The organism is Aeromonas sp. 604282 (genome assembly GCF_049170575.1).
GTDB classification, from domain to species: Bacteria; Pseudomonadota; Gammaproteobacteria; order Enterobacterales; family Aeromonadaceae; genus Aeromonas; species Aeromonas veronii_A.
Genome location: NZ_JAAKMV010000011.1, coordinates 61,154 through 75,542 on the forward strand (window position 1 = coordinate 61,154; position 14,389 = coordinate 75,542).

Genomic DNA, 14,389 nt, shown 5'->3' on the forward strand with positions numbered 1-14,389 from the left:
TTAAGTCAGTCGCGGATAAAACGGTAGCGGGTCTGATGGTGATAGCGCTCGCCCGGCAGCAGCCAGGGGTTGCCCAGCTCGGGGCGATTGGGGCTGTCCGGCAGCTGTTGTGCCTCAAGACAGAAGCCGTCGTGATCCCGGTGCGCCAAACCCTGGCGATTCGGGGTATTGGCCAGCCAGTTGCCGGTATAGAGCTGCAGCGAGGGCTGGTTGGTGTAGACCTCCATTGCCAGCTGTCTGTCATCCGATACCACGCGAGCAGCCCACTCCTGCGCCGGGCCGTTTAGCACAAAGGCGTGGTCGTATCCCTTGGCCTGTTGCTGCTGGGGATGGCTCAGCCAATCCAGCCCGACAAGGCGCTCTTGGCGCAGATCGAATGGCCCCTCCACCGGGGTGATGGCGATCGGCAAACCGCTCGGGTCGGTCGGCAGGAAGTGGTCGGCATTGATGCTGATGAGGTGGTCACGCACATCGCCGCCGTCGGGGTTGTCATCGAGATTGAAGTAGGCGTGGCTGGTGAGGCTGACCGGCGTAGCGGCATCCGTGCTGGCGATGAAATCCACCACCAGATCGCTCTGCTCCAGCCGGTACTCCAGGGTTACCCGCAGATTGCCGGGAAAGCCCTGATCCCCCGCCCGGGAGAGCAGCACCAGCTTGACCCGATCCGCTTCCAGCTCTTTGATTTGCCACCGCTGGCGATGAAAGCCCGCCTGCCCGCCATGCAGGCAGTTGGGTGCCTGATTGGCATCCAGCGGCCAGCGCTGGCCATCGCGTAGCAGTTCGGCGCCGCCGATGCGGTTGGCAAAACGTCCCGCCACCGCGCCCAGCCACACCTGTTGGGCTGGATAGGCGTTGTCGGCACAACCCAGCAGCACTTCGCGCCGTTTGCCCGCCACCGGCAGGGTGAGGGATGTGAGGGTGGCGCCGAAGTCGAGGCCGCGCAGGCGCAGCCCCTCCTCGTTTTCCAGTTCGAATGGTGTCATGGCGCTGCTCATAGCTTGCCTGCACCGGCGTTGGCAGAGCAGACGTAGCAGTCAGCCTTGAGGCCGAAGCGGGTCGGATACTCGGCCTCAACCGCGGCGATCACCTCGGCCACCTTCTCCGGGCGCAGCAGGGCGACCACGCAGCCGCCGAAGCCGCCGCCGGTCATCCGCACGCCGCCATTTGTGCCGATCTTGGCCTTGATGATCTCCACCAGACCGTCGATGGCGGGCACTGTGATCTCGAAGTCATCGCGCATGGCGGCGTGCGACTGGGCCATCAGCTCGCCGAGGCGGGTCAGATCGTGGCTCGCCAGTGCATCGGCGGCGGCCAGGGTGCGGGCATTTTCACCGACGATATGGCGGGCACGGCGATAGCAAGCATCATCCAGCCCGGCCTTGCCCGCTTCCAGTCCGGCCAGATCGAGGTCGCGCAGCGCCTTGACCCCGTAGTGACGGGCGGCGGCCTCGCACTGCTGGCGACGGGTGTTGTATTCGCTGTCTACCAGACCGCGGCGCACGTTGGAGTTGACGATCAGCACCGCCAGATCGCTGGGCATTGGGATGAGACGGGTCTCCAGCGAGCGGCAGTCGAGCAGCAGGGCGTGGTCAGTTTTGCCGCTGGCGGAGATCATCTGATCCATGATGCCGCAGTTGCAGCCGACGAACTTGTTCTCCGCCTGCTGGCCGTTGAGGGCGATCTCGGCCTGAGTGATGGCGAGCCCCAGTGCCTCCTTGAAGGCCTGACCGATGGCCACTTCCAGTGAGGCGGAGGAGGAGAGCCCCGCCCCCTGCGGCACGTTGCCGGAGACCACCAGATCGAGGCCGCGCAGGGCATAGCCGCGCTCCTGCAGATATTTCACCACGCCGCGGATGTAGTCGCTCCAGCGCTGGCTGGGGTGGTGCTCGATGGGCTGGTCGAGGTCGAACTGGTCGCGCTGGTTGTCGTAGTCGGCGGCGATCACCTGTACTTGCCGGTCATCGCGCAGGCCGATGGCGACGCAGGTCTCGTAGTCGATGGCGCAGGGCAGCACGAAGCCGTCGTTGTAGTCGGTATGTTCACCGATGAGGTTGACGCGGCCGGGGGCGCGCACCAGCAGATCGGGCGCTTTGGCAAATTGCTCGGCAAAAACGGTGCTGACGCGTTGGCTCGGGGTCATAGGGCCTCCTCATTGGTTTGATTGGTCTGGTTGTAGTGAATGGGGCTCAGCGCTCGCAGCCGCTCGGCGGCCTGCTCGGGGGTAAGGTCGCGCTGGGTTTCGGCCAGCATCTCGAAGCCGACCATGAATTTGCGCACGGTGGCGGAGCGCAGCAGGGGCGGATAGAAGTGGGCATGTAGTTGCCACGCCTCGGGGCAATCCGACTTGGGCGGTGCAAAGTGCCAACCCATGGAGTAGGGGAAGCTGCACTCGAACAGGTTGTCGTAGCGGCTGGTGAGCTCCTTGAGCGCCACCGCCAGATCCTGTTGCTGGGCCTGGGTCAGGTTGAGCATGGAGGGGACGTGCGCCTTGGGCAGCAGCAGGGTTTCGAACGGCCAGGCGGCCCAGAAGGGGACGACGGCGAGCCAGTGCTCGGTCTCCACCACGATGCGCGAGCGATCCGCCAGCTCCCGCTCCACATACTCCAGCAGCATGGGGCGGCCATGCTCGGCCAGCCAGTCGCGCTGGTGCTGCTCTTCGCGGGCGATCTCGTTGGGCAGGAAGTCGCTGCCCCAGATCTGGCCGTGGGGGTGCGGGTTGGAGCAGCCCATGACGGCCCCTTTGTTTTCAAATACCTGCACCCACTCCCACTGGGCTGACAGCTCGGCGACCTGATCCATCCAGGTGGTGATCACCCCTTCGATGGCGGGCAGCGGCAGCTCGGGCAGGGTCTTGCCGTGATCCGGCGAGAAGCAGATCACCCGGCTGGTGCCGCGGGCGGCCTCCAGTTTCAGCAGGGGATCGCTGGCGCTATCGGCGGCCGGGGTATCCTGCATCAGAGCGGCGAAGTCGTTGGTAAAGACGAAGGTGCCTTTGTAGTCGGGGTTGATGTCGCCGGTGACCCGGGTGTTGCCCGCGCAGAGGAAACAGTCGGGATCGTGGGCCTGTTTGGGGGCCTGACTCACCTTCTCCACCTGTCCCTGCCAGGGGCGTTTGGCCCGGTGGGGGGAGACCAGCACATACTGGCCGGTCAGCGGGTTGAAGCGGCGATGGGGATGATCGACGGGGTTGAACATCATCTCTCCTGAATAAGGTATTGAAAAATAGAGTCGTTTATTACCGGGGAGCAGGCAGACCTACTCCTCGTAACCGTTCGGATTGGCGAATTGCCAGCGCCAGCTGTCGGCGCACATGGCGTCGATGTTGCGGGTCGTCTGCCAGCTCAGCTCACGCTGCGCCTTGGCCGGATCGGCCCAGCAGGCGGCGATGTCGCCCGGGCGGCGCGGTTCGATGCGAAATGGCAGCGGCTTGCCACAGGCGGCAGAGAAAGCGGCGACCAGCTGCAACACGCTCTGGCCCTGACCTGTGCCCAGGTTGTAGGTGTGCACGCCACCCTTGCCTACGCAGTGTTGCAGCGCCTTGACGTGTCCTTCGGCAAGATCCATTACATGGATGTAGTCGCGCACGCCGGTGCCGTCCGGGGTGGGGTAATCGTTTCCAAAGACAGACAAGCAGTCGCGACGGCCGATGGCCACCTGGGTGATATAGGGCATCAGATTGTTGGGGATCCCTTGCGGGTCTTCACCCATAGTGCCCGATTCGTGGGCGCCGACCGGGTTGAAGTAGCGCAGCAGGGTCATGCTCCAGTGGGGTTCGGCCAGTTGCAGATCTTCGAGGATCTCCTCGATGATCAGCTTGGAGCGCCCGTAGGGGTTGGTGGCGCTGCGGGGGAAATCCTCGCGGATCGGCAGGCTGGCGGGATCGCCGTAGACGGTGGCCGAGGAGCTGAACACCAGATTGTGCACCCCGGCCCGTTTCATCGCCTGCAGCAGGGTGAGGGTGCCGCCGAGGTTGTTCTCGTAGTAATCCAGTGGAATGCGGGTCGACTCGCCGACCGCCTTGAGGGCGGCAAAGTGGATCACCGCATCGATCTGCTGTTCGGCGAAGATCCGGTCCAGCAGGGCGGCATCGCGAATATCTCCTTGATAGAACATGGGTTGCTGGCCGCTGATAGCCGCGACTCGAGTCAATACGCTGCGCTTGCTGTTGCAGAGGTTGTCGACCACCACGGGATTCATACCTGCCGCTTGCAGGGCCAGACAGGTGTGGCTGCCGATATATCCGCAACCGCCGGTGACCAGAACGTTCATCTTGCTCTCCACTGAAAAGTGTCTGGAAGCAGTCTAGCCGAGGGTGTGGCGACCAAACTGTGAGCTTGCTTGCAAAATAGTGTAAACGATTACACTGTTTTTGTGATCATCCTGATGGCAGATATGCGTTTCACCTCTGTTTTCAAAGGGTTTGCTGGGTATAATGGCGCTCTATTGCACAGTGAAAGAAGTGAAAACAGCATGAGCACCATCAAGGATGTCGCCCGTTTGGCCAATGTGTCGGTGGCAACGGTTTCACGGGTGATGAACAACTCCCCCAAGGCCAGCGCTGCGTCTCGTGAAGTGGTGCAGAAGGCAATGGTCGAACTGGGCTACACCCCCAACGCCAACGCGCGGGCCCTGGTCAGCCAGACTTGCGACACCATGGGGGTAGTGGTGGGTGACGTGGCCGATCCCTTCTTCGGTGCACTGGTGAAGGGTGTCTCCGGCATCGCCGTCGAGCAGAATCTCCACCTGTTGATGGGTAACGGTTTTCACAAGGCGCGTCAGGAGCGTGAAGCGATCGAGCTGCTGATCGGCAAGCGTTGCGAGGCGCTGGTGGTGCACAGCAAGGCGCTGAGCGACGAGGAACTTTACGATTACGCCATGCGAGTGCCCGGCATGGTGCTGATCAACCGCGATATTCCGGCCCTCAAGGGACGCTGCATCGCCCTCAACAACCGGCTGGGGGCCGCTACGGCGACTCGCCACCTGATCGAACTGGGCCACCGCCATATCGCCTTTATCAGCTCGGATCACGCCATCGAGGATGCCACCTTGCGTCTGCAGGGCTATCAGGATGGACTGATGGAAGCCGGTCTGGCAGCCGATCCCGAGCTTATCGAGAGCGGCACGCCGAACGAGGAGGGGGGGGAGCGTGCCATGCTCAACCTGCTGGCCAAGGGGCTCAAGGTGACCGCCGTGGTGGCCTATAACGATGCCATGGCGGCGGGCGCCATCTCCGTGCTGGCCGACAACGGCCTGCGAGTGCCGGAGGAGGTTTCGGTAGTGGGCTTCGATGACATCATCTATGCCAGATACCTGAGGCCCAAGCTCTCCACCATGCGCTATCCCATCGAGTTGATGGCGGCCCAGGCGGCCAAGCTTGCCATTCAGCTGGCGGCGGGGGAGAGTGACGCGACCCAGAGCCGGATCTATACCCCCACCCTGATCAATCGCCACTCGGTGGCACCGGTTCGGGCCGGATAGCCCCCTTTTACGGCCCTGTTCGGGGCCGTTTCTTGCACAGTTATTGTTTTACCTGTTTTTAATCATTTTTACTCCGCTTTACTTAACAAAATCAGTGTAATCGTTTACATCTGTGTGAGCGAGATCGCCGTTCCCTGCGTCATACTTCTCTAGACTAAATACGTTTTCCAATCAGCAGGGAGAGAGTGAATGCTCAGGGAGATAGTGGCGCGTCAGGATTGGCAGACTCAGGCCATTACGTCGGTAAACCGTCTGGCTGCCCATACCCCCATGTTCAGCTGGCGCAGCGAAACGGATGCCAGGGGGGATCTGGCCTCTTCCTCCCGTCTCTTGCTCGATGGCGAGTGGCGCTTCTCCTTCTTTGCCGCTCCCGAATTGGTGCCCGAGAGCTGGCTGGCGCAGGATCTGGTTGATGCTTGCCCCATTACAGTGCCGGGCAACTGGCAGCTGGATGCCGCCTATCCGGTTGCGCGGCCGCTCACCGATGGCCCCATCTACACCAATATCAAGTACCCCTTTCCCTGCGATCCACCGCGAGTACCGGCAGATAACCCCACCGGTTGCTACTCCCGCGAGTTCGAACTCTCGGCTGAGTGGCTGGCCAGCGGCCAGAGCCGGATCATCTTTGACGGGGTGAGCAGCGCCTTCTATCTCTTCTGCAACGGCCGCTGGGTCGGTTACTCCCAGGACAGCCGCCTGCCCGCCGAGTTCGATCTGACCTCGTACCTGCAGGCCGGTCGCAACCGGCTGGCGGTGCTGGTGTTGCGCTGGTCCGATGGCTCCTATCTGGAAGATCAGGATATGTGGTGGCTGTCTGGGATCTTCCGCTCCGTCAGCCTGTTGCACAAACCGGCCCGTCATCTGATGGATATCCGGGTCACCCCCGAGCTGGACGCCTGTTATCGGGATGGCCGCCTCAAGATTGCACTGCAGGCGGCCAATGCGGCCGGTCTGTCGGTGGAGGCCAATCTCTATGACGGTGGCGAGCGGGTTGCGACCCTGTGCCAGCCGATCGGCACCCAAGCCATTGATGAAAAAGGGGCGTATGACGATCGCGCCGAGTTCTGGCTCGACGTGGCTGCGCCGCGCAAGTGGAGCGCCGAGACGCCCCATCTCTATCGCCTGACCCTGACCCTGCTGGACGAGCTGGGCCAGGCTATCGAGAGCGAGGCGTGCGATGTAGGCTTTCGGGTGGTGGAGATCCGTGGCGGCCTGCTGCGGGTCAACGGTCAGCCGCTGCTTGTTCGCGGTGCCAACCGTCACGAGCATCACCCCGCCAAAGGCTATGCCATTGATCGCGCCACCATGGAGCGGGATCTGCTGCTGATGAAGCGCCACAACTTCAATGCGGTGCGCTGCTCCCACTATCCCAACCACCCCGACTTCTATCGCCTCTGCGATCGGCTCGGTCTCTATGTGGTGGACGAGGCGAATCTGGAGACCCACGGCATGACTCCGATGGGGCGGCTGGCGCGGGATCCCGCCTGGAGCAATGCCTTTCTGGAGCGGGCGACCCGCATGGTGGCGCGGGATTTCAACCACCCCTCCATCATCATCTGGTCGCTGGGCAACGAGTCGGGTTACGGCCCGGCCCACGATGCCATGTATGGCTGGATCAAGCGCAGCGATCCGAGCCGTCCGGTGCAGTACGAGGGGGGCGGGGCCGATACCCCGGCCACCGACATCATCTGCCCCATGTATGCCAGAACCCATCAGGATCAGCCCTTCCCGGCGGTGCCCAAGTGGGCGCTGGCCAAGTGGATCGGCCTGCCCGGCGAGCACCGGCCGCTGATCCTCTGCGAATATGCCCACGCCATGGGCAACAGTCTCGGGGGCTACGCCCACTACTGGCAGGCGTTTCGCGATCATCCACGTCTGCAAGGCGGGTTTGTCTGGGATTGGGTCGATCAGGGGCTCGACAAATACACCATCGATGGTCGCCACTACTGGGGCTATGGCGGCGACTTTGGTGATGTGCAAAATGATCGCCAGTTCTGCTGCAACGGCCTGCTGTTCCCGGATCGCACCCCCCATCCCGCCCTGTGCGAGGCTAAGCGCGCCCAACAGCCGTTCCGTTTTGCCCTGCTCGAGCACACCCCGCTGCGGGTGCGGATCGAGAGCGAATACCTGTTTCGGGAAACCGACAACGAGCGGCTTTGCTGGCAGTTGTGTGAGAACGGCCATGTGCAGCAGCAGGGGGAGTTCTCCCTTGAGCTGGCGCCACAGGGGGTGGTCGAGTTGACCCTGAGCGAGACACTGCCCGCCTTTGCGGCAGGCTCACTGGCCTGGCTCGATCTGGCCATCGTTCAGCCGCAGGCCACCCCCTGGTCGCAGGCGGATCACAAGGTCGCCCGTCAGCAGTTCACCCTGCCGACCCCCCTTGCTCTGCCTGCTCCCGCCGCTGCCGCCACCCTGAGCGAGCAGCCGGATGGCTGGCGGATCACCGCCGCAAACAGCCAGTGGTGGCTCGACAAGCAGAGCGGCCGTATCACCAGTTGGCAAAAATCGGGGCAGGAGCAGCTGCTGGCGCCGATCATGGATCACTTCTATCGGGCGCCGCTCGACAACGACATCGGCACCAGCGAAGCGGATCACGCCGACCCCAACTCCTGGATTGCTCGCTGGCAGGGCTGTGGCCTCGGTCAGTGGCAGCACCGCTGTCTGGGGATCGCGGTCGTCGGAGGGGATATCCGGGTCAGCCATGGTTACTTCCACCACGATGAGCTGCTGCTGGTGAGTCACTGGCATCATCGCTTTACCGACGATGGCGCCATGAGCCTTGAGATAGAGACCGAGCTGGCGCAGGTGCTGCCTTCGCTGCCGCGGATCGGTCTGCTGCTTCATCTGGCCGAGTTACCGGCGCGAGCAGAATGGCTGGGGCGTGGGCCGCACGAGAACTATCCGGATCGCCTGCTGGGCGCCGATCTCGGTCGCTGGAGCCTGCCGCTGGAGGCCATGCATACCCCTTACATCTTCCCGAGCGACAACGGCTTGCGCTGCGATACCCGCCAGTTGCAGTTGGGCAGCACGACGGTGAGCGGCAGCTTCCATTTCAGTGCCAGCCGCTTCAGTCAGCAACAGCTGGCCGCTGCTCGTCACCAGAGCGATCTGGTGGCAGAGGAGGGGCTGTGGGTCTGTCTCGATGGTGCTCACATGGGAGTGGGCGGAGATGACTCCTGGAGCCAGAGCGTGCGTCCCGAGTATCAACTGCTCGAGCATCGTTACCGTTGGGGCTGCACCCTTCGTTGAGCCATTTTGACAACAGGCCAGTAACGACTAGCCTCAATGCTGTGGAAATGATTGAGTCTCAAAACTGATTTTTATTCATATGCATTTGAAAAATAAAAACAAAGTTTCAATGTAACAGAGTGTAATCGTTTTCATTTTGTCGTCATGATCACAGAAGAAATGACAACAAACTGATTACATTGATTGGCGCTTGCTCAATTGCTCGCCACCCTACAACACAGATAGACACATCGGAGCACACATAATGAAAAAACTGACGACCGTTGCTGCCCTGCTGATGGGCATGATGGCTGGAGCCAATGCCCAGGCTGATACCCGTATCGGGGTGACCGTTTACAAATATGACGACAACTTCATGGCGGTCGTGCGCAAGGCCATCGAAAAGGAGGCTGCAGCCACTCCGGGGGTGGAGCTGCTGATGAACGACTCCCAGAACGACCAGTCCAAGCAGAACGACCAGATCGATGTGCTGCTGGCCAAAGGGGTGAAGGCGCTGGCCATCAACCTGGTTGACCCGGCGGCGGCGCCGGTGGTGATTGAGAAAGCCCGTGGTGAAGATATCCCGGTTGTCTTCTACAACAAGGAGCCGAGCGCTACCGATCTGGCCAGCTACGACAAGGCCTACTACGTGGGCACCGACTCCAAGGAGTCAGGGATCATCCAGGGTCAACTGATTGCCAAACACTGGAAAGCCCATCCGGAGTGGGATCTGAACAAGGATGGCGTGATCCAGTTTGTGTTGCTGAAAGGGGAGCCGGGCCATCCAGATGCCGAAGCACGTACCTCCTACGTGATCAAGACCCTGAACGACGGTGGCGTCAAGACTGAGCAGCTGCACATGGATACCGGTATGTGGGATACCGCCATGGCGAAAGACAAGATGGACGCCTGGATCTCCGGCCCCAACGCCAACAAGATCGAAGTGGTCATCGCCAACAACGACGGTATGGCAATGGGCGCAGTCGAATCACTGAAAGCCCAGGGCAAGACCGCCATTCCGGTGTTCGGCGTCGATGCGCTGCCGGAAGCGCTGGCCATGGTCAAGAGTGGTGCCATGGCGGGTACCGTGCTGAACGATGCGGCCAACCAGGCCAAAGCTACCTTCGAGCTGACCAAGAACCTGGCTGAAGGCAAACCGGCCGGTGAAGGCACCAAGTGGAATATCGTCGACAAGGTCGTACGTGTTGCCTACGTCGGTGTGGATAAAGACAACCTGTCCCAATTCGAGTAATTCCCCCCTCCAGGGCAAGGGAGATCCCCTTGCCCTTTTTTCAACCAGATGTGATGGCTGATATGACAACACAGCAACAATCAGAATGGCTGTTGGAGATGATTGACGTCAGTAAGAGCTTTCCCGGCGTCAAGGCACTCGATAATGTCAATTTACGGGTCCGTCCTCATTCTGTGCATGCGTTGATGGGCGAGAACGGAGCGGGAAAATCCACACTGCTCAAGTGCCTGTTCGGCATTTACGAGAAGGATCAGGGCAAGATCTTCTTCAAGGGGCAGGAGATCAACTTCACCTCCTCCAAAGAGGCGCTGGAGAATGGCGTCTCCATGGTGCATCAGGAGCTCAACCTGGTGCTGCAGCGTACCGTGATGGACAACATGTGGCTCGGCCGCTACCCCACCAAGGGGTGGTTTATCGACCACGGCAAGATGTATGACGACACCAAGCGCATCTTCGATGAGCTGGATATCGACATCGACCCCAAGGTCAAGGTCGCGACCCTGTCGGTCTCCCAGATGCAGATGATCGAGATCGCCAAGGCGTTCTCCTACGATGCCAAGATCGTCATCATGGACGAACCCACCTCCTCGCTGACCGAGAAAGAGGTGAATCACCTCTTCAAGATCATCAACAAGTTGAAGGATAAGGGGTGCGGCATCGTCTACATCTCTCACAAGATGGAGGAGATCTTCCAGCTCTGTGACGAGATCACCATATTGCGGGATGGCCAGTGGGTGGCAACCCAGCCGCTCAAGGGCATGACCATGGATCAGATCATCGGCATGATGGTCGGCCGTGAACTGACCCAGCGCTTCCCTGAAAAAACCAACCAGCCGAAAGAGGTGATCCTCGAGATCGAACACCTGACGGCGAAGAACCAGCCCTCCATTCAGGATGTGACCTTCAACCTGCACAAGGGAGAGATCCTCGGCATTGCCGGACTGGTGGGGGCCAAGCGCACCGACATCGTCGAGACCCTGTTCGGTATTCGCGATCGCAGTCAGGGCAGCATCAAGCTGCACGGCAAAGAGGTAGCCAATCACAACGCCCACGAAGCGATCCGCAACGGCTTTGCGCTGGTGACGGAAGAGCGCCGCTCCACCGGTATCTACTCCCGGCTCGATATCGCCTTCAACTCCCTGATCGCCAACATGGACAGCTACAAGGGCTCCATGGGGCTGCTCAGCGACAACAAGATGAAGAGCGATACCCAGTGGGTGATCGACTCCATGCGGGTCAAGACGCCGACCCAGCAGACCCAGATCGGTTCCCTCTCCGGGGGCAACCAGCAGAAGGTGATTATCGGCCGCTGGCTGCTGACCCAGCCGGAGATCCTGATGCTCGACGAGCCCACCCGCGGCATCGACGTCGGGGCCAAGTTCGAGATCTATCAGCTCATTCTGGAGCTGGCGAAGAAGGACAAGGGGATCATCATCATCTCGTCAGAGATGCCGGAATTGCTGGGGATCACCGACCGCATCATGGTGATGAGCAACGGCCGGGTCGCCGGGATCGTCAATACCAAAGAAACTGACCAGAGCGAGATACTGCGCCTGGCATCTCTGTACCTCTAGAGACAGGAAGACATTTATGGAGTCGGCTAAAAATTTCAATCTGATGCAGGCGCTCAAGGAAAACGCCATCTATCTGGTGCTGCTGGTGCTGCTCATGGTCATCGTGATCCAGGAGCCCTCCTTCCTGAGCCTCACCAACTTCAGCAACATCCTGACCCAGTCCTCGGTGCGGGTCATCATCGCGCTGGGGGTGGCGGGCATCATCATCACCCAGGGGACGGATCTCTCGGCCGGTCGTCAGGTCGGTCTGGCGGCACTCATAGCAGCAACCATGTTGCAGGCGCTGACCAACGTCAACAAGGTGTTCCCGACGCTGGGGGAGGTGCCCATTCCTGTGGTGATCCTGCTGGTGTGTGTGGTGGGGGCGCTGATCGGTCTGGTCAACGGTCTGATCGTGGCCTACCTGAACGTCACTCCGTTCATTACTACCCTGGGCACCATGATCATCGTCTACGGTATCAACTCCCTCTACTTTGACTCGGTAGGAGCGTCGCCGGTGGCCGGGTTTGATCCCCGCTTCTCCAGTTTCGCGCAGGGGTTTATCCGGATAGGAGGCTTCAAGCTCTCGTATCTCACCTTCTATGCGGCCATCGCCAGCGTGTTCGTCTGGGTGCTGTGGAACAAGACCCGCTTTGGCAAGAACATCTTCGCCATCGGCGGCAACCCGGAAGCGGCCAAGGTCTCCGGCGTCAATGTGGCGGTCAATCTGGTAATGATCTATGCGCTGGCAGGGGTCTTCTACGCCTTCGGCGGTATGCTGGAAGCGGGCCGGATCGGTAGCGCCACCAACAACCTCGGCTTCATGTACGAGCTGGATGCCATCGCGGCGTGCGTGGTGGGCGGGGTGTCGTTTGCTGGCGGGGTGGGAACGGTCGCGGGTGTGATTACCGGCGTACTTATCTTCACCCTGATCAACTATGGTTTGACCTATATCGGGGTCAGCCCTTACTGGCAGTTCATCATCAAGGGCGGCATCATCATTCTGGCGGTGGCATTGGATTCCATGAAGTACGCCAAGAAGAAATAACGATTGGCAGAGAGGGTTGGCGTTGCCAGCCCTCTCTTCTGGAGGGAACCCATGCCATTCAAGGTCAAGATTTACCTCTTGCTGCTACTGGCCATTCTGGTCACCATCGGCACTGCCGGGCTTAGCGTCAACCACTTCATCAGTGGCTATATTCGCACTCAGGCCATCCACAACATCAACGAGCAGATCACTCTGGTCAAAGAGAAGCTGGCCAGCGACATCAATCAGAAGATTCTGTTGGCCGCCAACCTCAACTTCGGGGTGACCAACGTCAAGAAGACCCTGCAAGAGACCGGCTTTCACAACATCGTCAAGGTGATCGGCGACATGGCCTTCGACGTGAGCGGTGTCATCAACGACAGCGCCAAAGTGGATGCCCTGCGCAAGTTGATCCCCGCCGCCAACAACCAGATCACCGTCAGCCCGCTGCAACAGGTGGATGGCAAGCCGGTCATCACCATTCTGGTGCCACGCGGTGCCGATTCCGCCTATCTCTACTACCTCGACATGAGCGAGTTCAAAAGCCTGCTGGAGAAGATGAGTGGCGATGGCCGCTACTTCTCGCTGGCCGACAGTCAGGGCAACAGCCTCTATGACAGCAAGCCGCAGGGGGAGAGCGAAGCGCGCCCCAACCAGCTGGATATTCGCGGCAGCAGCTGGACGCTGACCGGCTACATCGATCTTGACTACATCAGGGCCATGACCCGGGCTCTCAACGGCCAGATCATCATGGCGCTGTGCGGCGTGGCGATCGTGGTGATGGTGCTGGCGATGTTGGCGCTCAATGTGGCATATCGCCCCATCCTCTCGCTGCGGGATCTTGTGCTGGAGCTCTCTCGCGGCAGTGGCGATCTCACCCGCCGACTGGCGGTGACCAGCAAGGATGACCTTGGCCAGATCTCGGCCGGGATCAACCGCTTTATCGAGCGGTTGCAGGAGATGATGGGGGAGGTGCGGCAGGCGAGCGGCCAGCTCAACAGCGGCATCGAGGGGTTGGCCAACCAGACCGGCGCCGCCCAGTCCCTGCTGGCGGACCACGTGCGCGAGACCGAGCAGGTGGTGACCGCCATCAACGAGATGAGCCGCACCGCGGTCTCCGTCTCCGAGAGTGCGGCCAGCACCGCCCAGCTCACCGGCCAGAGTCAGCAGCTGGCGAGCCAGTCCCGTCAGGTGGTGGATCAGGCGATGGCCAGCGTGATGGCGCTGGTAGACGAAGTGGAAGCCACTGCCCGCTCCATCGAGGTGATGCAGCAGGATGTGCAGCAGATTGGCTCAGTGCTCGGGGTGATCGGCAGCATTGCCGAACAGACCAACCTGCTGGCGCTCAATGCCGCCATCGAGGCGGCCCGCGCCGGTGAACAGGGGCGCGGTTTTGCGGTGGTGGCAGACGAGGTGCGCTCCCTCGCTGCCCGCACCCAGCAGAGCACAGCCGAGATCCAGACCATGCTGGCCAGTCTGCAGCGGGGCACCCGAACTGTGGTGGAGGCCATGGGCAACACCAAGCAGAGCTGTCAGGGCGCTGCCGAGAACACCACCAGGGTCAACGAGTCGCTGGATCTAATGGCGGGGGAAGTAGTGGAGATCAACGATCTCATCAGCCATATCGCCACGGCGGCGGAACAGCAGAGCGCGGTGGCCGAAGAGATCAATCGCAACATGAGCGCCATTGCCGAAGTGATCCGCCAGCTGACCCACAATGGCGAAGCGACGGTCGCCAGCTCTGCGGCGATGCAGCAGACCTACGACCGGCTGCGGGAGATCGTGGGCCACTTCCGGTTGGAGTGAGGCCGGTGTTCAGTCAATAACAAAACAGGGCCATCCGGCCCTGTT

Annotated in this window: 10 protein-coding genes; 6 read left to right on the forward strand and 4 right to left on the reverse strand. The window is 61.1% G+C overall.

Annotated features, from left to right (window positions below):
• Positions 1-5 precede the first annotated feature (5 nt).
• From galM to galE, 4 genes are read right to left on the reverse strand one after another with little or no spacing between them, the layout of a single operon-like run.
• On the reverse strand, positions 6-995 hold the full coding sequence (gene galM / locus G5367_RS13780) for a galactose-1-epimerase (RefSeq protein ID WP_421244459.1): 990 nt from the start codon (positions 993-995) through the stop codon (positions 6-8).
• Positions 992-2,140, reverse strand: coding sequence for a galactokinase (gene galK, locus G5367_RS13785; protein ID WP_421244460.1), 1,149 nt, complete (start codon positions 2,138-2,140; stop codon positions 992-994). The genes galM and galK overlap by 4 nt, the downstream gene beginning before the upstream one ends.
• Entirely contained in the window at positions 2,137-3,195 is a 1,059-nt protein-coding gene (locus G5367_RS13790) for a UDP-glucose--hexose-1-phosphate uridylyltransferase (RefSeq protein ID WP_421244461.1), read from the reverse strand. The genes galK and G5367_RS13790 overlap by 4 nt, the downstream gene beginning before the upstream one ends.
• A 60-nt stretch (positions 3,196-3,255) precedes the next feature.
• Entirely contained in the window at positions 3,256-4,269 is a 1,014-nt protein-coding gene (gene galE, locus G5367_RS13795; protein ID WP_421244462.1) for a UDP-glucose 4-epimerase GalE, read from the reverse strand.
• A 201-nt stretch (positions 4,270-4,470) separates the two neighbouring features.
• Here galE and G5367_RS13800 point away from each other — a divergent pair, with 201 nt between their 5' ends.
• From G5367_RS13800 to G5367_RS13825, 6 genes are all read left to right on the forward strand, one after another.
• On the forward strand, positions 4,471-5,478 hold the full coding sequence (locus tag G5367_RS13800) for a substrate-binding domain-containing protein (protein ID WP_317114277.1): 1,008 nt from the start codon (positions 4,471-4,473) through the stop codon (positions 5,476-5,478).
• Positions 5,479-5,667: 189 nt separating this feature from the next.
• Positions 5,668-8,727, forward strand: coding sequence for a beta-galactosidase (locus G5367_RS13805; protein WP_421244463.1), 3,060 nt, complete (start codon positions 5,668-5,670; stop codon positions 8,725-8,727).
• A 244-nt stretch (positions 8,728-8,971) separates the two neighbouring features.
• Positions 8,972-9,958, forward strand: coding sequence for a galactose/glucose ABC transporter substrate-binding protein MglB (mglB, locus tag G5367_RS13810; protein ID WP_139473043.1), 987 nt, complete (start codon positions 8,972-8,974; stop codon positions 9,956-9,958).
• 53 nt (positions 9,959-10,011) lie between these two features.
• Positions 10,012-11,532 (forward strand): galactose/methyl galactoside ABC transporter ATP-binding protein MglA, encoded by a 1,521-nt coding sequence (mglA, locus tag G5367_RS13815; RefSeq protein ID WP_033136359.1) that lies wholly within the window; start codon positions 10,012-10,014, stop codon positions 11,530-11,532.
• A 16-nt stretch (positions 11,533-11,548) separates the two neighbouring features.
• On the forward strand, positions 11,549-12,559 hold the full coding sequence (mglC, locus tag G5367_RS13820) for a galactose/methyl galactoside ABC transporter permease MglC (RefSeq protein ID WP_033136342.1): 1,011 nt from the start codon (positions 11,549-11,551) through the stop codon (positions 12,557-12,559).
• A 51-nt stretch (positions 12,560-12,610) separates the two neighbouring features.
• Complete coding sequence (locus G5367_RS13825) at positions 12,611-14,344, forward strand: methyl-accepting chemotaxis protein (RefSeq protein WP_421244464.1); 1,734 nt, start codon at positions 12,611-12,613, stop codon at positions 14,342-14,344.
• Positions 14,345-14,389: the final 45 nt, after the last annotated feature.

Bases quoted from the DNA above. Each gene is read 5' to 3' on its own strand.
- G5367_RS13825 (WP_421244464.1), top strand. From the start codon at position 12,611: ATGCCATTCAAGGTCAAGATTTACCTCTTGCTGCTACTGGCCATTCTG.
- G5367_RS13790 (WP_421244461.1), bottom strand. From the start codon at position 3,195: ATGTTCAACCCCGTCGATCATCCCCATCGCCGCTTCAACCCGCTGACC.
- G5367_RS13805 (WP_421244463.1), top strand. From the start codon at position 5,668: ATGCTCAGGGAGATAGTGGCGCGTCAGGATTGGCAGACTCAGGCCATT.
- galE (WP_421244462.1), bottom strand. From the start codon at position 4,269: ATGAACGTTCTGGTCACCGGCGGTTGCGGATATATCGGCAGCCACACC.
- galM (WP_421244459.1), bottom strand. From the start codon at position 995: ATGAGCAGCGCCATGACACCATTCGAACTGGAAAACGAGGAGGGGCTG.
- G5367_RS13800 (WP_317114277.1), top strand. From the start codon at position 4,471: ATGAGCACCATCAAGGATGTCGCCCGTTTGGCCAATGTGTCGGTGGCA.
- mglA (WP_033136359.1), top strand. From the start codon at position 10,012: ATGGCTGATATGACAACACAGCAACAATCAGAATGGCTGTTGGAGATG.
- mglB (WP_139473043.1), top strand. From the start codon at position 8,972: ATGAAAAAACTGACGACCGTTGCTGCCCTGCTGATGGGCATGATGGCT.
- galK (WP_421244460.1), bottom strand. From the start codon at position 2,140: ATGACCCCGAGCCAACGCGTCAGCACCGTTTTTGCCGAGCAATTTGCC.
- mglC (WP_033136342.1), top strand. From the start codon at position 11,549: ATGGAGTCGGCTAAAAATTTCAATCTGATGCAGGCGCTCAAGGAAAAC.